This is a genomic window from Vibrio sp. 10N.261.55.F4 (genome assembly GCF_041470465.1).
GTDB classification, from domain to species: Bacteria; Pseudomonadota; Gammaproteobacteria; order Enterobacterales; family Vibrionaceae; genus Vibrio; species Vibrio crassostreae_C.
This window is the reverse complement of the sequence record NZ_JBFRMM010000014.1, coordinates 127,798-145,830: the sequence shown is the minus strand read 5'-3', so window position 1 is coordinate 145,830 and position 18,033 is coordinate 127,798. Positions and strand designations below refer to the sequence as shown.

Here is an 18,033-nt window from a genome sequence, read left to right as displayed (position 1 = left end):
TTCGGTCTCTTGTCCAAACATAAACCACCTTTATATAAGGTGGTTTTATTTTTTGTGGCTATTATAAAACCTTACAAGCAAAGCCTTTCAGGTAGAAACCTTCTGGGTAGGCTGTGTCTGTTAGGTGGTCGGCTGCTTGCTCGAAGCGTTCTACGAACTTAACAGTGCGGCCTGCATCTAATGCTGCATCAGCAATGATTTTTTGGAACAAATCAGTACCCATTAAGCCAGAGCAAGAGTAGGTGAGTAGAGTGCCGCCTGGTTTCAGGATTTGCATCGCAAGCATGTTAACGTCTTTGTAGCCGTTAGCGCCTGAAGTTAGGTTATTCTTGCTTGAAACAAATTTTGGCGGATCCATGATCACGACGTCAAACTTAGTGCCTTGGTCACGATACTCTCGAAGCAGTTTGAAAACGTCAGCGTTTAGGAATACAGCGCGCTTTTTCGATATATCAAACTCGTTAAGTTCAGCGTTGAATTTAGCTGTATCAAGAGCTAGTTGAGATACGTCAGCGTTGATAACACGCTTCGCGTCGCCTTTAAGTGCGTAAAGGCCAAAACCACCTGTGTACGAGAAACAGTTAAGGACATCTTTGCCTTTAACGTACTTCATCGATTCTTTTCGGCTATCACGTTGGTCCATGTAGAAGCCCGTTTTGTGGCCTTCCATAATGTTCACGCTGATTTTGACGCCATTCTCTTCAATCACAATTGATTTAGGTGGCTCTTCACCATGAAGTACGCCCACAACTTGTTCTAGACCTTCTTTTTTACGAACCGCTACGTCTGAACGCTCGTAGATGTTGCAGTCAGGGAAGCACTCGATTAACGCTTCTACCAATACGCTTTTGTTAAATTCAGCGCCAGCACTTAGCAGTTGGCAAACAAGGAAATCTTGATATTTGTCGATTGTGATACCTGGCAGGCCATCAGACTCTGCTGCGGTAAGGCGGTAGCCCGTTAGACCATCACGTTCGATAATGTCCTCACGTAAAGACTGTGCGTCTTGAATTCGTTTTACGAAGAACGCCTTGTTGATCTCTTCTTTTTCAAATGTCCAAACACGAGCTCGAATTTGAGATTCTGGTGAGTAAGCCGCTTTTGCAAGCCACTGACCATTTTGAGCATATACGTCTACAGTTTCACCTTGTTTTGGTTCGCCTTCGACCTTATCGATACCGCGTGAAAATACCCAAGGGTGTTTGCGGCGTAGTGATTTATCTCGGCCTTTAGCTAGATGAATTGAAGGAGTCATAATTTACTCTGTTTGTTGAATTTGAAGGAGGGGTATTGTCGGGGAAGTACAGGTGAAAAGCAAATAAGAAAGGGCTGCAGAAGCAGCCCTAGTAATGATTAATCAACACATTGTGGTTGGAGAACAGTATTAAGCTTTAAGACCTGTCAGCAAACCTTCCATCGTATCGCTTTGTTTACGAAGTTGGTCAACATTGGAATTACTCTTACTGATCATCTCGCAGATGCTGTCTGATTGATGACGAATCTCTTCAACACTCTGTGCAATGTTGTCAGCGACTGCGCCTTGTTCTTCAGCCGCGGTAGCAATTTGAGTGCTGCTATCTGAAATAGACTGGTTCTTTTCCGCTAATGAACCGATCTCGACGTTCACTTCTGACATCAGTGTTTGGCCTTCGTTAGCATTGTTCACTGTGACTTCCATCAGCTTGGTCAGCGATTGACTGTTACGTTGTAATGATTCAATCATGCTTTGGATTTCAACCGTTGCTTTCTGAGTACGACCGGCAAGGGCACGAACTTCATCGGCAACAACAGCAAATCCACGACCTTGCTCGCCAGCACGTGCGGCTTCGATAGCGGCGTTCAACGCTAACAGGTTAGTCTGTTCAGAAATACCGTTGATGGTTGTGACTACTTCATCGATCTGCGCCGCGTTGGCATCCAGTTCTTCTACTGCTTGTGAAGCGGACTGGATCTCTTGAGATAGGCTAGAGATAGACTCCAGTGTATTTGAAACCTTGACTTGACCGCTCTGAGTAACGCCGCGAGCGTCCATCGTTTGTGAACTAGACGCATGAGCAAGGGTAGCGACTTCGCGAATGGTAGCCGCCATTTGTTCCGTTGCACTTGCTAAGCTATTCAGGTGTTCTTGTTGGTTACCTGAGATGTCTGAACTTTGTTGTGTTGACTGGTTCAAGTCCGAGCTGATCTGCTGCATGAGAGCGACAGACTCTTGGATTGATAGAACCATGTTTTGTTCACGCTCCGCAACTTTATCGATTGTAATCGCGATTTCACTGAACTCGTCACGAACTAAGAAGTAGTTCATGCGGCAAGTTAAGTCGCCATTCGCAAGCGTGTTCAGAGCTTTGTTCATAGAGAACATCGCGCCGCCAATAAAGGTCATGATGTAGTAAACACCTAGTGCGATAAGCGTTAGGGTTACAGCGATGATAGAAACCTGAGTCGTCGATAGAGCAGACCAAAGGTTTTGGTCATGGTTAGCAACTAGGCTGAACGCTCCATTCATCACTGAAACAGAACCAGCACCGTAGCCTAAAGAGATGGTTTCAGAGCTGCTGACAAGCTGAGCTACTTGATCTTTAGTGAGTTGACCCGCTTCGATAAGCCCTTTCATCAAGAGCATTTCTTCTTGATAAAGGTGAGCAAGTAAAGAGTCCGCGGCACTATCTAAAACGAGAGTTAATATAACCAGGGCGAGAAGAGGCAATAAGAAGAGTAGATAGAACTTTTCTTGGATTTTTAGGTGAATGAGATATTTGTCAATCCAACGAAATGGGATTTCTTTCATAATCGTTATACTCGAAGTAAGTCCACCAATAAGCGGTGAATGAATAGAAAATCGACTATATCATTCATATAATTTATGAGGCAACGTTATGGAAAGTTCACAATATATTTTTGTCGTGTCAGGCGTAGTTCAATGTGTTGGGTTCCGTTACCACACCAGTAGGCAGGCGCAAGCTATGGGTCTCTCAGGTTATGCAAAGAACTTAAATGATGGTCGAGTTGAAGTGTTAGTTGTCGGAGAGAGTCAGCAAATTGAGAAGTTACATGCTTGGCTCTATATTGGCCCTTCGAGCGCAACAGTAGACAACGTTGTGATGCATCAAGTTAAAGATAGTGAGCGCCAGGACGTACGCATAGGGGCGTTTAAAATACTGTAGTTGTAGCACTACAGTATTTTATATTGAACGTAACTTAATGACCTAAAGCGGGTTAGGTTTTACAAGCACTTTGCTGGTTTAGGTAAACCGGCGAGCTTGGTCGCTTGTTTTGCAGGGCCTTTTTTGAATAACTTGAAAAGGTACTTACTATTGCCTTTTTCTGGGCCGTGAGCTTTTTCCATTGCTTTAACGAGCATGCGAACCGCTGGTGAGGTGTTGAACTCTTCGTAAAAGCTCCTTACAAAATGTACGACTTCTAAGTGTGCATCTGTAAGTTCAATCGCCTCGTCTTGAGCAAGAATTTCAATCATGCCTTCTTCCCATTGCGTGTAATCCAATAGGTAGCCTTGAGCGTCGGTTTCGATTTGCTTGCCGTTATATTCAAACATGTTTAATCCAGAATCCAATTAACTATGCGGATAGGGTACATGACCAAGTTTGTCTTTCTCAACAGAAATTGTAGCTATCCAATGAAATATCGTACTTATAGATACAAAAAAGCCCAAGAGGTAGGCTCTTGGGCTAGATATTCTTCAATGATGGGAACGATTAGTCGTCGCTGCCCATGATGCCTAGGATGCTTAGTAGGCTGATGAAGATGTTGTAGATCGATACGTACAAGCTGATCGTTGCAGAGATGTAGTTTGTTTCACCGCCACGAATGATGTTTTGCGTTGTAAGCAAGATAACACCAGTCGAGAACAGGATGAACATACCGCTCATTGCCAATGATAGTAGAGGCATTTGTAGGAAGATGTTTGCAACCATACCTACAAGTAGTACTACGAAACCAGCTAATAGCATGCCATTAAGGAACGACAGGTCACGCTTAGTTGTTAGTGCGTAAGCTGATGCGCCCATAAACGCCAGTGCTGTACCGCCAAGTGCAGTTAGGATGACATCACCCATGCCTGCGCCAACGTACATGTTTAAGATTGGACCGATGGTGTAGCCTAAGAAACCTGTAAATAGGAATGTGAAGACTAGACCCATGCTGTTGTCACGGTTCTTTTCTGTTAGGAAAAGTAGGCCGTAGAAGCCAACTAGCATGATAATAAGACCCGGGCGAGGAAGGTTCATCGCCATGGATACGCCTGCTACAACAGCAGACCAAAGTAGTGTCATAGACAGTAATGCGTAGGTGTTACGCAACACTTTATTGGTTTGCAGAGCACTTTCTTGAGATGCTGTGCGTGAAAACATAGGGCTGTTCATAATCTTCCTCGTAAGGTGACTTTAATAGTTATTAGTACATTTATGGGGGTGAAAGTTCGAAAAATCAAGTCTCTCATTCCTCTTGTATACGTAAAATAATAATCAAAATAGTCGGTTAAGTGTTTCTGAAGGTGTAACAAAGTATTTCTTAAAGTGCAGTTAAGGTTCGTTGTTCAATTTTAATCGCACTGAATCGCTGTTTATAATCTTGAAAAACTAATTATAACACTGAAAACAAAGAGGCGACCTAAGCCGCCTCTGTAGTTTATGCATCATAACACATTAGTGGTGTAAGATTTGGCTTAAGAAGTTCTGCGTTCTGTCTGATTGTGGGTTTTCAAAGAAATCGACAGGGTTGTTCTCTTCTATGATTTCACCGGCATCCATGAAGATAACGCGATCCGCGACCTCTTTAGCAAAGCCCATCTCGTGCGTTACACAAAGCATCGTCATGCCTTCTTCTGCAAGCTCAACCATTACGTCTAACACCTCACGAACCATTTCTGGATCGAGCGCCGACGTTGGCTCATCAAACAGCATCACTTGAGGGTTCATACACAAAGAGCGAGCGATAGCTACACGCTGCTGTTGACCACCTGAAAGCTGACCTGGGAACTTGTCCGCTTGCTCAGGGATTTTTACGCGCTCTAGGTACTTCATTGCAATCGCTTCGGCTTCTTCTTTTGGCATCTTTTTGACCCAGATTGGAGCCAGAGTACAGTTCTCTAATACCGTCAGATGTGGAAACAGATTGAAGTGTTGGAAACACATGCCGACATCTCTACGCACGGCTTCGATGTTCTTTAGGTCTTCCGTTAATTCATTACCTGAAACGAAGATATGACCTTTTTGGTGCTCTTCTAATCGGTTGATGCAGCGGATCATCGTTGATTTACCAGAGCCTGAAGGGCCACAGATAACGATTTTCTCGCCTTTTTTAACTTCTAAATTGATGTTCTTAAGTACGTGGAATTCACCGTACCACTTGTTCATGTCTTTCAACTCGATCATAAGACCTTGAGAGTTGTTTTCTGTCTGCTGCGTCATAATACGTCCTTGATCTTGTTAATTATCGTTTGTGACCGGTGTGAAGTCTGTTTTCTAGCCATATCGAATATCTCGACATGCCAAAACAAAACACCCAGAACACTAACGCGACAAATACATAACTTTCTGTTGAATACCCAAGCCATTCAGGGTCGGTATTCGCGGCTTGGCCAATTCCTAGTACATCAAACATACCAATAATCAAAACAAGACTGGTATCTTTAAACAAACCAATGAAGGTGTTCACAATTGAAGGAATCGTGATTTTAAGAGCTTGAGGTAGAATGATAAGCCCGGTCTTTTTCCAGTAGCTTAACCCCAGAGCATCAGCTGCTTCGTATTGGCCTTTTGGTATTGCTTGTAGACCACCTCGAATTACTTCGGCCATGTAGGCTGCACTGAATAGAACTACCCCTACAAGTGCTCGAATGAGCTTATCGGTTTCTGTCCCTTCTGATAAAAAGAGTGGCAGCATTACTGAAGCCATGAATAGAACTGTAATGAGCGGTACGCCACGCCAAATTTCGATGTATACGGTACACATACTGCGAATGATCGGCATCTCTGAGCGACGCCCAAGAGCAAGTGCAACACCAATAGGGAGTGACACTACAATACCAACAAGTGCGATGACCAGTGTAACCAATAGGCCGCCCCATTTATGGGTATCAACAACTTCTAACCCAAAGACGCCACCGTATAGCAAGCCGGCAATGATAAATGGGTAGATGTTGACGAAGAACAACCAAATCCACGTACGTTTAGGTGTTTTTTCATAAGCCAGTAAGGCTACAAAAATGGCCAACGTTGCGTAGAAGAGGCGAGGTCGCCACAGTTCAGCTTCTGGGTAGAAGCCATACATGAATTGGTCCCAACGAACGCTGATAAAAACCCAACAAGCGCCTTCGCTAGTACAGGCATCGCGTGTGGTTCCTATCCAGTCTGCACTGATGAATGCCCAATCCGCTATTGCCCATAATAGGGTGAAAGCAAAGTAAGCAAGAATCACAGTGACGACGCTGTTAATAGGTCCATTAAATAGATTTTTTCTTAACCAACCGACTGGCCCAACGGTATTCGCTGGAGGCGGAAGATCAGGTTGAAATTGATGTGTACTCATCTTATCTCTCCACCAACGCTACTTTGCGGTTGTATATGTTCATTAGAGCGGACGTTAATAGGCTCAAGGTTAGGTAGACGCCCATTGTCATCGCGATTACTTCGATAGCTTGTCCAGTTTGGTTAAGTGTTGTTCCTGCAAATACAGAGACAAGATCAGGATAACCAATGGCCATCGCAAGTGATGAGTTTTTGGTCAGGTTTAGATACTGACTGGTTAGTGGTGGGATAATGATTCTTAATGCTTGTGGAATAATGACAAGCTTTAGAGTTCTAGAACGTGGGATGCCTAGAGACATCGCAGCCTCAGTTTGCCCATGGTTTACCGCGTTAATACCTGAACGAACAATCTCAGCAATGAACGCTGCTGTATAGATACTTAAAGCGAGCATCAATGCAGCAAGCTCAGGGATTATCGTAACACCACCCTTGAAGTTAAACCCTTTCAACACAGGGTAATCTGCAGAGATAGGCATGCCCATAACAAAGTAAGTTATCAACGGTAAGCCTAAAATCAACGCAGCTGCAATTCGCAACATCGGTGTTTGTTGGCCGGTCAGTTTCTGTCTGTTCTTAGCCCAGATGTTGATAATAAACGTAGCGATAATACCGACAATCAATGATGCGATGACAATGCTACTGCCTTGCTCAAAGACTGGAGCAGGGAAGTACAACCCGCGTACGTTCAAGAAAATTGCTTCACCTAGACTCATACTTTGACGAGCAGAAGGCAAGGCTTGTAGAACGGCGAAATACCAGAAAAAGATTTGTAATAGCAGAGGGATATTTCGGAATATCTCAATGTAGACAGCTGCAAATCGGCTAACTAGCCAGTTTGAAGAGAGTCTAGCGATACCCATACTAAAGCCCAGCACTGTCGCTAGCATGATGCCGAGTACTGAAACCAAAGCGGTATTGAGAAGACCGATAAAGAATGTACGACCGTATGAGTAGGTCTCGTCGTATTCAATCAGTGTTAAGCCGATACCAAAACCAGCTTCTTGTGAGAGAAAATCAAAACCAGTGGTGATACCACGGGAATCTAAGTTTGTGAGTGCATTATTTACAATCGTGTAAAAGAAAGCACAAAGCGCCCCGACGGCGATAATTTGGAAAATGATGGAGCGAAAAGTGGGGTTGTAAAATAAGTTGGCACTTTTGGGCTGTGGCTTTGCCTGAGCTGGAGAAATAGTTTCATTAGGTTTCATACTACTATAACCTCAAATCCATTTAATAAATAGGGCGGAAAACTCCGCCCTAATTGATGCTTGAAAATTTATTAACGGATTGGTGGAGCGTACATAAAGCCGCCCGCATTCCATAATGCATTTACACCACGAGAGATTTGAAGTGGAGAACCTGTACCAACAGTACGCTCAAAACTCTCACCGTAGTTACCAACTTGCTTAATTACTTGGTAACCCCAGTCGTCGCGAATGCCAAGGCCTTTACCTTTAGGACCGTCTACACCAAGAATACGTTTGATGTTTGGATCTTTTGACTTAAGCATTTCGTCTGCATTTTTAGAAGAGATGCCGTATTCTTCCGCGTTAATCATTGCTGAAAGTGTCCACTTAGCAACGTTAAACCATTGATCATCATCCTGACGAACAACAGGGCCTAGAGGCTCTTTAGAGATGATTTCAGGAAGTACTTCTGCAGATTTAGGATCAGCTAGGTTTAGGCGAAGTGCGTATAGACCAGATTGGTCAGTTGTTAGTACGTCACAACGACCTGCGTCGAAACCTTTCGATGTTTGTGCTGCCGTATCGAATACCACTGGCTTGTAAGACATGCCACTGTTACGGAAGTAATCGGCTAGGTTAAGTTCAGTTGTTGTACCTGATTGAACACATACAGAAGCGCCATCAAGCTCTTGAGCACTTGTTAGGCCAAGTTCTTTCTTAACCATGAAGCCTTGACCATCGTAGTAGTTAACGCCTACGAAGTTCAGACCTAGAGCAGTGTCACGATGTAATGTCCATGTTGTGTTACGAGATAGTACGTCGATTTCGCCAGATTGAAGCGCAGTAAAACGCTCTTTTGCTGTTAGAGGTACATACTTAACTTTAGTCTTGTCACCGAGTACAGCCGCTGCAAGAGCTTGACAATACTCAACATCAATTCCTTCCCATTCACCTTTTGAGTTAGGGTTAGAGAACCCTGGAAGACCGGTACTTACACCACAAGTTAGAAAACCTTGAGATGTGACTTTGTCCAGAGTGCTTTCTGCCGCTGATGCCGATGTTGCCATCATCGCAGTTGATGCAGCTACTACTGAAGCAAGAAGTGTTAGTTTATTTGTCATTTGTATCCTTCCTTGTTAACCAGGTGACACCTGATACTCGTGCTCGTTTGAGTTTCTCTTATGTGTTGCGTTTTCTATGACCTTGTTGTTCAAATTAAACGAGTTGCATTTTGCAAATGAAACTGTGTGCGATTTAAACAACTGTTTATAAGGTTAGGAAAGGATCCGTAGTTTCACAAATGTATAATTTAAAAAGAATTTTGAATGAAATCACAAATCCGAACACAATTAGAATGACCAAATGTTAAGTGAATGTAAATAGTGCAACGGTTCACACTGTTGGTGCAACGAGATTTAGATTTTTATATTGATAATCGACTAGATAAATATTCTGAATAAACATCACAATGATGAAATATTAAACTTAAGAAATGTTGAAATTTGGTCAATAAATATTTTTATTACACTTCGATAGTTATGAATATGCTCCAAATTTGGTAGCATGGCTGAATAGTTATTGAAGTAGTCTCAAGGAAGAACATGCGTTATTTCCCAATGTTTTTGGATGTAGAAAATAAGCCAATCTTAGTGGTTGGTGGGGGTGAGGTTGCTTGCCGTAAAGTCGATAGCTTACTACGAGCGGGAGCGGATGTGACTTTGGTGTCTCCCAAGGTAGCGCCTTACTTAAAGCAGCTTGTGGACGAGAACAAGCTTCACTGGGTTCAAAACTTTTACTCGTCACAGATCATATCGAAAAATTACTTGCAGGTTTGGGCCACAACAGACAACCCAAGCTTGAATCACCAAGTGTATAATGATGCGAAAAAACTGGGCATTTTAGTCAATGTGGTTGACGATCTTCCTTACTGCGACTTCATCACACCTTCGATGATAAATCGCGGCAGAATCCAAATTGCCATCTCTAGTGGCGGGGCATCACCTGTTTTAGTAAGAAATATCAGAGAAAAACTCGAAACGGTATTGCCACAAAACATAGGTTTGATAGCAGACTTCGGTGCATCAAAACGCAATTCAATCAAAGAGTCATTCCCAACCGTCGACGAGCGTCGTAAATTTTGGGAGCGTTTCTTGTCATCCAGCTTTATCGAGCAGGTGAATGACAGAGAGCAGTTAGAGTCTTACTACCAGCAAGCGCTAACCGAAGGCATTGATAGCGAAGGGCAGGTCACTTGGATTGAATTCGAGCAAGATGTCGAGCTGTTGTCTATGAAGGCTTTACGTTTGATGCAGGAGGCAGAGCTCGTACTTTCACCGAGCGATTGTCCATTTGAATTTATCGACCTGTGCCGCCGAGATGCAGAAAGAGAGAGCTACGCCAACAGCGGAGAGCTATCAACAAAGCTTGAGCAAGCAAGAGCAGAGAAATTACGAGTGTGTGTGTTTATTCCACCAGCAAGCGTAGAGTTTAATCTGTTGGTCGGCAAAGACCTAAAATTGTCAGCAGCCCAAGTACTCAGTTGAGGTAATTGCTTCTAGTTGAAATGAGAGCTTTCTGGTTGTTTGAAATCGGCTAGAGGCTCGGAATAAAACTAAAGCTGGACCAGATAAATAAAAAGCCACTTCAAAAGAAGTGGCTTTTTGCTATTTCAAACACGACATTGTGCTGATGAATGAGCAACCCAAATAGGCGGTCACTCAAACTCAAAAATTAGTCGCGGAAGTTGTCAAACTGGAAAGGTTGACCAAGTTCACCGCCGCGAACTAGAGCCATAACAGCTTGTAGGTCATCACGCTTCTTACCAGTAACACGAACTTTGTCGCCTTGGATAGAAGCTTGAACTTTAACTTTGTTGTCTTTGATTAGCTTAACGATCTTCTTAGCGACATCAGTTTCAATGCCTTGCTTAAAGATAACCGTTTGGTGCCAAGTGCGACCTGTTTGGTCTGCCGCTTTCGCTTCCATCGCGTTAGGATCAACATTACGCTTCGTTAGGTTGCTGCGAAGGATATCGCGCATTTGCTTCAGTTGAAAATCGTCTTGAGCAGTCAATTTTACTGATTCATCTTTGTAATCAAAGCTTGCGTCAACGCCGCGGAAATCGAAACGAGTCGATAGTTCACGGTTTGCGTTGTCTACTGCGTTACGCAGTTCTACTGCTTCTACTTCAGAGATAATGTCAAATGATGGCATTGTGTTGTTTCCTTAAGCTAAGTTTCTATCTTTAATTGCTGTTGCAAGCATGTCTAGCATTGTTGCAGTATCTTCCCAGCTTAGGCATGAGTCAGTAATCGACTTGCCATATTCTAGGTTGTTAATGTCTGTCATTGGCTGGTTGCCTTCAATAATGAAGCTCTCTGCCATAATGCCTGCAATTTGGTTCTTGTTAGATTTAATTTGCTCACAAATGTCTTGTGCAACTTCTAACTGCTTACGGTGTTGCTTCTGACAGTTAGCGTGGCTAAAGTCTACAACCAAACGTTGAGGTAGATCGAATTCAGCCAGTTGCTTACATGCAGTATCTACAGATTCAGCGTCGAAGTTAGGGCCTTTATCACCACCACGTAGAATAACGTGACCGTATGGGTTGCCAGAAGTACGGTAAACCGTCATGCGGCCGTTCTTATCTGGAGAGTAGAAGTAGTGTGAAGCATGTGCTGCACGAATTGCATCGATAGCAATCTTGATGTTGCCGTTGGTCGCGTTCTTGAAGCCAACAGGGCAAGACAGTGCAGAAGCCATTTCACGGTGAATCTGAGATTCAGTTGTACGAGCGCCAATCGCACCCCAAGTGATAAGGTCTGCAATGTACTGACCTGTGATCATATCAAGGAATTCAGTCGCGGTAGCTAGGCCAAGCTTGTTGATATCTAGCAGAAGCTTACGAGCTTTGTTCAAGCCTGTTTCAAGTGCGTATGAACCATCAAGGTTAGGATCTGTAATCAAACCCTTCCAACCTACAACAGTACGAGGCTTCTCGAAGTAGGTTCTCATTACAACGAACAGTTCATCTTTGTACTGGTCTTGAATTTTGCTTAGGCGCTCAGCGTAATCAAGTGCCGCATCTGTATCGTGAACAGAGCAAGGGCCTACGATAACTAATAGGCGGTTATCACGACCAGTTAGGATATCTTCGATTTGGCGGCGAGAATTTTTAATGCGCTCAGCAACGTCGTCAGTAATAGGGTGTGCATTGCCTAGTTCGGCAGGAGTTGGCATAGGACCCAGAGCTTGGGTTCTCAACTCATCAGTTTTTAATGGCATGTGATAGCTTTTTTATTCTATTGCGAAGTGGTTAAGATAACGGAATTGAACAGAGGAATAAACTCTATTGAGTCAAAGTTATCTCAGTTATTGCTAATATTCTTATTTTTATCAGCAGGCCAGCGTCAAATAAGGGATTTTCACTTGTATTAACAGGCAGCTATCGGTATTTTCGTTTGAACACAACATAAAAATGCTGGAGCAGCAATGACTCAAGAAAATCAAAGCACTTTGCACCCAGAACTCGTCTTAGGTGATGTGCTGCCTTCTTACAACGATAATAATAATTCTAACCACTTATACGTTTCATTATCAGAATTAGTGATGGATCGTGTCTTCTACCACCCAAGTATCGAGAGTCACTTAGATACTTTGACTGATATTGAAAAAACGTCTTTAGAAGCGATCCTTGGCGATAAAACAGTCGATGAGCATTTTGTTTCGACCTTAGTGATTGCCATTCAAGCTGCCGTTCAGCCAAATCACACTTCTGTTCGTATCGCATTAAGCAGTGCAGACAGCTATGGATTCCGTTCGCTGCTTGGCGGGAACTGTGAAGCAGAAGAGATTAACCCTGCACTAGGTGTTCGTGGCGTTGCTCGTTACGCGACACCAGAATACAGCAAGGCTTTCGCTTTAGAATGTCAGGTTATTAAGGCATTACGTGAGCAGGGCATCAACGTTGAAGTAGTTGTGCCTTACGTTCGTGCGTTAAGCGATGCCGCTAAGATTATTGACCTGCTTGCCGAGCAAGGGCTACCACGCGGCCTTAACGGTTTGAAAGTACTGTTCTCGTGCGATGTGCCGTCTGCAGTGCTACTGAGCGAACGTTTACTGCATTACTTCGATGGTGTAGTGGTAAACGTTGATAGCTTAGCGTCTTTCACTTTAGGCGTAGACAAACACAATGAAGCTCAGCAACACGCTTTTGATCCACAAAATGAGGCGGTCATTACTTTGTTGGATATGATTGTTAAAGCAACCCTGAACGCGAAGAAGCCAGTGCTGCTAGTAACTCAAGGCTTAGTGGATTACCCACGTCTACAAGGTTACATAGCTGATCTTGAAGGCGTAGAAACGGTCGTGACTGCATAAATCGGTTTGTTGTCTTAGTAAGTCAACTGGCTCTATCCGTTTATTTGAAGCGCTAAAGCTTTGAGAATGAAAGAGATATCATTATGCGATGATATCTCTTTTTTGTAACATTTTTTTGACATCTCTATCGCTAATCGATTAACTGGTCTGATGACTGATTTGACTAGGTAATCCGAATGTTGACCCCTCTACAAAAAGCAAATTTCTACTTAAGCATGTTTGGCTTTTTCAAAGTCCCACTTATCTGGTTGTGCCGACCAAAACTACTCGCGTTGGACAACCAACATGTTGAAGTGAAAATCCCGCTTAGAAGGCGTACTAAGAATCACCTTAACAGTATGTACTTTGGCGTTTTGGCTGTAGGTGCGGATGTCGCGGGTGGGTTTCTTGCGATGAGCAAATCTCAGCAGCAAGGTGAAAAGATCTCGTTGGCTTTTAAAGAGGTGACGGGTAACTTTTTGAAGCGCCCTGAAGGTGATGTGCATTTCACTTGTAACGACGGTGAGCTGATCAACACTATGCTGGCAGAAACCATGTCGACCGGAGAACGGGTCAATCAACCCGTAACCATTATCGCGACTTGCCCATCTTTACATGGTGACGAGCCGATGGCGGAGTTCACGCTTACGCTTTCAATTAAGAAAGTCCCTTCAAGAAAATAGCGATTAAATAATAGATTTTGGTTTAGAAGTCATGGGTAACGTTGAAGAGATAAAACAACGGTATGTGAATGGTTTCCACATACCGTTATAGAGAACTTTATAACGGCTCTATGACTCTTGAGTGATCTGCTCAATATCAACTATTTTTGAACGGTTCATAACGATCTTCCAACGGTAGTAGGTTGGTTCGTTATCATGGTTGTTCTCTTTAATGATCAGGTTGAGAAGATGACGCTTTTCTACTGATTCGCGGCTCACTTGTCCTTCATTCAAGCGGTAGATCTTGTTTGAGCCTTTATCCATCAACCGTGTCAGCGCTCTGAGGCTGATCGATAACGTTTCACGAGTCTCCTCATAACCACTCATAAAGGTCGATGTCGACATCTCAGTATGAGAGCGGTAATGCAAGATTTGCTCTTCACGTTGTACCACACGCTTTTTACGGATCGACTGAATGCGATCTGCAAGCTTAGAAAAATTTGCGTAGTCCAACCATTCCAGTTTATGGCCTACTGACTTGTTGGTCGTTGGATCATAGTAACGACGCTTCCATTTTGGCTTGCCTTTACGCAGCCAGCGCCAAAGGATGTCTCTCAAGTCATCTTTAAAGATCTCACGCAGTGCGTAAATGAAAGACATTGCCACGATGAAAGAGGCGGTAATCTCACCAAGAAAGTCACGAGCCAAGATCACAGTAGTGGTCACGACAACCATCACCAAACCGGTCGCGATGCCTTTCACGGCACGCTTAACGTTCTTACCCATCGACGTTGTCTTTTCTTTAAGCACGATAGGGTGTTCAATCAAACGACGCAGCAAACGCATCTTGTTACTCAAGCGGGTAACGTCCTCTCGAACTCTTGCTGAGTTGTAGCGGTTCAGTTTACGGTGCGCGGTCTCTTTATCACAAAGCGTTAAGAGTCGTTCTTTAATCGTTGAATACTCACTACCTCGTGGCATGTGTGAAACTAGCGATAGGAACTTTTGCTCGGTATACCAAGATAGGTAGTTATCGATATTAGCGTAGTAGCGCTTGAGATTTTCTTCGTAAGGGATGCTTCGGCGTAGCTTCTTCAAGATATCTAAAGCCAATTCAATGACTTCATCTACTTCATCAGCCGTTACGTCGTCACTATCAGTTTTATTTAAGCTGCTGACTGCTTTATCTAACGCGATAACATATTGGTAGGCAAACAGACTCAAACTGACACGATACTGTGTTGTAGATAAGCGTCCACGTTTTGCCAAGCGACTGTGTACCAAAGGTAAAAGTGTTTTGTCACTATAGTAGGCACGTTTTTGAGTGATTGAGCTGTAGAAAAAGGCACTTTCAGAAAGCACTTCAGGAGTCAGTCCAAGTTCACCGGGAATGAATAGATAAACGTCCATGTCGAGCTTTTTTGTCTTAGCCATGGCATGGTTAATTTTAAGTGTTATCGCATCTTGTTTATCAACGGTGATCAACGATGTCTCCTAGAATGTAAAAATATGAATGAAACTAGCGAAAGCATATCAGAGATCACGTATAATCTCCGCCAAATTTAAAGTAGAGACAACCTTGATGATTAATATTGGTCAAATAAACAACTTAGAAGTAGTAAAACAAGCAGACTTCGGTGTATTCCTTGACGCGAGCGACTATGGAACCGTGTTGCTGCCGAAACGATTTACTCCTGAAGGTGTTGAAATTGGTCAAAAGCTAGATGTTTTCTTATACATAGATTCTGACAACCAGATCGCTGCAACGACTGAAAAACCAATAGCTCAAGTAGGCCAGTTTGGTTTGATGACGGTTGAAGGTGTTAACAGCACTGGTGCATTCATGAGCTGGGGCGTGAAAGGTAAAGACCTTCTTGTTCCTTTCAGCGAGCAGCGTGGCCGTTTAAACGAAGGTCAGTCAATCTTAGTATATGTGTATATCGATAAAGCATCGAGCCGTATCGTTGGTACAACGAAGTTCAACAAATGGTTAGACAACACGCCTGCGACTTATAAGCAAAATGAGCAAGTCGATCTCATTATCGCTGAGCGCAGCCAGTTAGGTTACAAAGCGATCGTGAACGGTGAACACTGGGGTATGATTTTCCCATCTGACATCATCGGTAAGCTGTTCATTGGTAAAACACTAAAAGGCTACATTAAAAACGTTCGTGAAGAAGACGGTAAGATTGATTTGTCTCTTCAGAAGGTTGGTGTGGCTAAGATGGATGACCTAAGCACTAAGGTTCTTGACCTGCTTGAGAAGAAAGGCGGTTACCTGCCTTTGAATGATAAGTCTTCTCCTGAAGTTATTTTCTCTGCATTCAGAACCAGCAAAGGTACGTTCAAGAAGACAATTGGTGGTCTATACAAATCTGGCAAGATCACTATCGACAAAGAAGGTATCAGCTTAGTTAAGTAAGCGGTCCTTTCGGTCAAAAAAAAAGCCCAAACCTTCCTGTTTGGGCTTAGGGGAAAGGGCTCCGAAGAGCCTACGCTAATCGTTTTAATCTTTTGACTGTTAGATTGAAGTCTAGTTTAGATTCTCTAAAGTGCGATTTTTCTTTTTGGAAATAGTGACTTGAATTGATATTTATATAATTAGCTGTTGATTTACAAGCGCTTGCACACTGACTTATATGGCCGATAGAATAGAAAAAGCCCAAACAATTAACGTTGTTTGGGCTTTTTGTTTATTAAGGTGTATTCAGTGCGAACGCTTTTAGAAAAGGTTCTTATCGCGCACGAGTTCGCGTGGTAAACCGTTCTTCACTCGGTTGCCAACCCACTTACCAAGGCCGATGATTGCACCATTGTACTTCACTAGTACTTCACCTTTTCCTGACAAGTTTTCAGGGCGAACATCGCGGCCCATGAACCATTCACGAGCATCTTCAATACTAAGCTCTACAACATTAGCTTCATTACCTGTTGCGAGCGTTGTCGCTACTTGGTGCTGCCAGCGGTAACCTTTTTTATGGGTTTCAGCGATCTTGATTCCCATGCGAGAAAAACGGAACTCACCGATCATCGGCTCTAGCGCTTCTGGGAATAGCCAAACGTCTTTGTCGCGAATCCAAACCTGAGTATCGCTTGGCAATTCGATATCGAGAGTACTCATTAGTTGTTCAGCGACTTCTTGCTGAGTTTTCTTTGATGCTTTTTCAAATGGGAATTTACCCATACGTTTTTTAACTTCTGGTGGAGTAACAGACGCTAGTTTACGGATACGTGCAACAAAGAAACCTTCAGAGTCATAGACCTGTGGGAAGATGTGAAGAAAGCCTTCTTCTGTCGTGGTTGCTTTTGCGTTGTCGAATAGTGATTCCAGAGATTCGAATTCAACCGCATCACCAAAGGTTTCTTTTAGGTGATGACACACTTGTTGGTTCTCTTCGGTGCTAAGCGTACACGTTGAGTAAACCAAAACACCATTAGGTTTAAGAGCATGGAATGCACTTTCAATCAGATCTTTTTGCGTGTCGGCAATGTCGACCACTGATTGATACGTCCAGTTCTTCATCGCATCGGCATCTTTACGAATGGTGCCTTCGCCAGAGCAGGGTGCGTCTAGCAACACAGCATCAAACTGTTCTGGTAACCAACCACCAAAAACTCGACCGTCAAAGTTACTTAGAGCGGCATTACGAACGCCACAACGTTCGATGTTAGCGTGAAGGACTTTCACACGGCTTGCTGCATACTCATTGGCAACCAATACACCGCGATTATTCATTAGCGCAGCGATTTGCGTTGTTTTAGAGCCGGGTGCAGCCGCAGTGTCTAGCACCGCTTGGTAATCGGCTTCACCTTGGAAAAGTGCCGAAGGTGGCATCATCGAGCTTGCTTCTTGGATGTAGAAAAGACCAGACATGTGTTCTGCCGTATTACCTAGTGGAGCTTCACTTTCATCAGCTGTAATCCAAAAGCCCGTTTCGCACCAAGGTACAGGTTCCAGTTCCCAGCCTTTCTCTTTTGCTCGTACTAGGAAATCTTCAACACTGATTTTCAATGTATTGACTCGAATACTTTTACGAAGTGGTTTTTGGCATGACGCAACAAAAGAAGCCATATCTAGGTGACTAGGCATGATTGCTTCGATGTGCGTTAGGAATTCTTCAGGAATATATACGTTAGCGTGCAAAAGAGTATCTCGATTTATTGCATTAATGCGGGGAGTTTAAAGCAAAATGAGGCCGTCCTAAACCATATTTGCAGCAAACAACAAAAATGCAGCCTAATGGCTGCATTTTGATGAAGAATTAATCTTCTTGAAACGTC

17 protein-coding genes are annotated in these 18,033 nt (G+C 43.4%); 5 read left to right on the top strand and 12 right to left on the bottom strand.

Translation table 11 applies throughout. The features are described from left to right. Positions 1-61: 61 nt before the first annotated feature. Positions 62-1,255 carry a class I SAM-dependent methyltransferase gene (locus AB4249_RS08335; RefSeq protein WP_017059708.1) on the bottom strand — a complete coding sequence of 398 codons (1,194 nt, stop codon included), beginning with the start codon at positions 1,253-1,255 and terminating at the stop codon, positions 62-64. 129 nt (positions 1,256-1,384) lie between these two features. Beyond that, positions 1,385-2,788: a methyl-accepting chemotaxis protein gene (locus AB4249_RS08330; protein WP_372102814.1), complete on the bottom strand. Its 1,404-nt coding sequence runs from the start codon at positions 2,786-2,788 to the stop codon at positions 1,385-1,387. An 88-nt stretch (positions 2,789-2,876) separates the two neighbouring features. Between AB4249_RS08330 and yccX the strand changes: the two genes are divergently transcribed. Then, positions 2,877-3,164 (top strand): acylphosphatase, encoded by a 288-nt coding sequence (gene yccX / locus AB4249_RS08325; protein WP_017059706.1) that lies wholly within the window; start codon positions 2,877-2,879, stop codon positions 3,162-3,164. 59 nt (positions 3,165-3,223) lie between these two features. On the opposite strand, the gene AB4249_RS08320 is transcribed toward yccX, so the two are convergent. The 6 genes from AB4249_RS08320 to AB4249_RS08295 form a co-directional block, all read right to left on the bottom strand. Beyond that, complete coding sequence (locus tag AB4249_RS08320) at positions 3,224-3,553, bottom strand: TusE/DsrC/DsvC family sulfur relay protein (protein WP_017057205.1); 330 nt, start codon at positions 3,551-3,553, stop codon at positions 3,224-3,226. 160 nt (positions 3,554-3,713) lie between these two features. Beyond that, positions 3,714-4,379 carry a Bax inhibitor-1/YccA family protein gene (locus AB4249_RS08315; protein WP_017057206.1) on the bottom strand — a complete coding sequence of 222 codons (666 nt, stop codon included), beginning with the start codon at positions 4,377-4,379 and terminating at the stop codon, positions 3,714-3,716. Between the two features lie 282 nt (positions 4,380-4,661). Continuing rightward, positions 4,662-5,426: an amino acid ABC transporter ATP-binding protein gene (locus AB4249_RS08310; RefSeq protein ID WP_017059704.1), complete on the bottom strand. Its 765-nt coding sequence runs from the start codon at positions 5,424-5,426 to the stop codon at positions 4,662-4,664. 22 nt (positions 5,427-5,448) lie between these two features. After that, positions 5,449-6,546: an amino acid ABC transporter permease gene (locus AB4249_RS08305; RefSeq protein ID WP_017059703.1), complete on the bottom strand. Its 1,098-nt coding sequence runs from the start codon at positions 6,544-6,546 to the stop codon at positions 5,449-5,451. A 1-nt stretch (position 6,547) separates the two neighbouring features. Continuing rightward, positions 6,548-7,753: an amino acid ABC transporter permease gene (locus AB4249_RS08300; RefSeq protein ID WP_017063829.1), complete on the bottom strand. Its 1,206-nt coding sequence runs from the start codon at positions 7,751-7,753 to the stop codon at positions 6,548-6,550. Between the two features lie 71 nt (positions 7,754-7,824). Next, positions 7,825-8,853, bottom strand: a complete 1,029-nt coding sequence (locus AB4249_RS08295) for an amino acid ABC transporter substrate-binding protein (RefSeq protein WP_017059701.1) — start codon at positions 8,851-8,853, stop codon at positions 7,825-7,827. A 480-nt stretch (positions 8,854-9,333) separates the two neighbouring features. Between AB4249_RS08295 and AB4249_RS08290 the strand changes: the two genes are divergently transcribed. Further along, positions 9,334-10,275, top strand: coding sequence for a bifunctional precorrin-2 dehydrogenase/sirohydrochlorin ferrochelatase (locus tag AB4249_RS08290; protein ID WP_017059700.1), 942 nt, complete (start codon positions 9,334-9,336; stop codon positions 10,273-10,275). A 187-nt stretch (positions 10,276-10,462) separates the two neighbouring features. On the opposite strand, the gene AB4249_RS08285 is transcribed toward AB4249_RS08290, so the two are convergent. Next, on the bottom strand, positions 10,463-10,945 hold the full coding sequence (locus tag AB4249_RS08285; RefSeq protein WP_017063832.1) for a YajQ family cyclic di-GMP-binding protein: 483 nt from the start codon (positions 10,943-10,945) through the stop codon (positions 10,463-10,465). A gap of 12 nt (positions 10,946-10,957) precedes the next feature. Then, positions 10,958-12,016: a 3-deoxy-7-phosphoheptulonate synthase gene (locus AB4249_RS08280; protein WP_372102812.1), complete on the bottom strand. Its 1,059-nt coding sequence runs from the start codon at positions 12,014-12,016 to the stop codon at positions 10,958-10,960. A 207-nt stretch (positions 12,017-12,223) separates the two neighbouring features. Between AB4249_RS08280 and AB4249_RS08275 the strand changes: the two genes are divergently transcribed. Both AB4249_RS08275 and AB4249_RS08270 read left to right on the top strand, forming a co-directional pair. Continuing rightward, on the top strand, positions 12,224-13,111 hold the full coding sequence (locus AB4249_RS08275; RefSeq protein WP_017059697.1) for a putative PEP-binding protein: 888 nt from the start codon (positions 12,224-12,226) through the stop codon (positions 13,109-13,111). A gap of 176 nt (positions 13,112-13,287) precedes the next feature. Next, a complete protein-coding gene (locus AB4249_RS08270) occupies positions 13,288-13,773 on the top strand; it encodes a PaaI family thioesterase (RefSeq protein WP_017059696.1) in 486 nt (161 codons plus the stop codon). A gap of 108 nt (positions 13,774-13,881) precedes the next feature. On the opposite strand, the gene AB4249_RS08265 is transcribed toward AB4249_RS08270, so the two are convergent. Next, positions 13,882-15,237: a hypothetical protein gene (locus AB4249_RS08265; RefSeq protein WP_017063834.1), complete on the bottom strand. Its 1,356-nt coding sequence runs from the start codon at positions 15,235-15,237 to the stop codon at positions 13,882-13,884. A 28-nt stretch (positions 15,238-15,265) separates the two neighbouring features. Here AB4249_RS08265 and AB4249_RS08260 point away from each other — a divergent pair, with 28 nt between their 5' ends. After that, positions 15,266-16,174, top strand: a complete 909-nt coding sequence (locus AB4249_RS08260) for a S1 RNA-binding domain-containing protein (protein WP_017059694.1) — start codon at positions 15,266-15,268, stop codon at positions 16,172-16,174. Between the two features lie 300 nt (positions 16,175-16,474). Here the strand turns inward: AB4249_RS08260 and rsmF are convergent, their stop codons facing one another. Further along, positions 16,475-17,896 (bottom strand): 16S rRNA (cytosine(1407)-C(5))-methyltransferase RsmF, encoded by a 1,422-nt coding sequence (gene rsmF / locus AB4249_RS08255; RefSeq protein WP_372102810.1) that lies wholly within the window; start codon positions 17,894-17,896, stop codon positions 16,475-16,477. Between the last annotated feature and the right edge of the window lie 137 nt (positions 17,897-18,033).

What these genes read in the sequence shown, in the direction of transcription:
- AB4249_RS08260 (WP_017059694.1), top strand. Translation starts at nt 15,266, where the DNA reads ATGAAACTAGCGAAAGCATATCAGAGATCACGTATAATCTCCGCCAAA.
- AB4249_RS08290 (WP_017059700.1), top strand. Translation starts at nt 9,334, where the DNA reads ATGCGTTATTTCCCAATGTTTTTGGATGTAGAAAATAAGCCAATCTTA.
- AB4249_RS08305 (WP_017059703.1), bottom strand. Translation starts at nt 6,546, where the DNA reads ATGAGTACACATCAATTTCAACCTGATCTTCCGCCTCCAGCGAATACC.
- AB4249_RS08310 (WP_017059704.1), bottom strand. Translation starts at nt 5,426, where the DNA reads ATGACGCAGCAGACAGAAAACAACTCTCAAGGTCTTATGATCGAGTTG.
- AB4249_RS08275 (WP_017059697.1), top strand. Translation starts at nt 12,224, where the DNA reads ATGACTCAAGAAAATCAAAGCACTTTGCACCCAGAACTCGTCTTAGGT.
- AB4249_RS08330 (WP_372102814.1), bottom strand. Translation starts at nt 2,788, where the DNA reads ATGAAAGAAATCCCATTTCGTTGGATTGACAAATATCTCATTCACCTA.
- AB4249_RS08295 (WP_017059701.1), bottom strand. Translation starts at nt 8,853, where the DNA reads ATGACAAATAAACTAACACTTCTTGCTTCAGTAGTAGCTGCATCAACT.
- yccX (WP_017059706.1), top strand. Translation starts at nt 2,877, where the DNA reads ATGGAAAGTTCACAATATATTTTTGTCGTGTCAGGCGTAGTTCAATGT.
- AB4249_RS08300 (WP_017063829.1), bottom strand. Translation starts at nt 7,753, where the DNA reads ATGAAACCTAATGAAACTATTTCTCCAGCTCAGGCAAAGCCACAGCCC.
- AB4249_RS08280 (WP_372102812.1), bottom strand. Translation starts at nt 12,016, where the DNA reads ATGCCATTAAAAACTGATGAGTTGAGAACCCAAGCTCTGGGTCCTATG.
- AB4249_RS08315 (WP_017057206.1), bottom strand. Translation starts at nt 4,379, where the DNA reads ATGAACAGCCCTATGTTTTCACGCACAGCATCTCAAGAAAGTGCTCTG.
- AB4249_RS08270 (WP_017059696.1), top strand. Translation starts at nt 13,288, where the DNA reads ATGTTGACCCCTCTACAAAAAGCAAATTTCTACTTAAGCATGTTTGGC.
- AB4249_RS08335 (WP_017059708.1), bottom strand. Translation starts at nt 1,255, where the DNA reads ATGACTCCTTCAATTCATCTAGCTAAAGGCCGAGATAAATCACTACGC.
- AB4249_RS08320 (WP_017057205.1), bottom strand. Translation starts at nt 3,553, where the DNA reads ATGTTTGAATATAACGGCAAGCAAATCGAAACCGACGCTCAAGGCTAC.
- AB4249_RS08285 (WP_017063832.1), bottom strand. Translation starts at nt 10,945, where the DNA reads ATGCCATCATTTGACATTATCTCTGAAGTAGAAGCAGTAGAACTGCGT.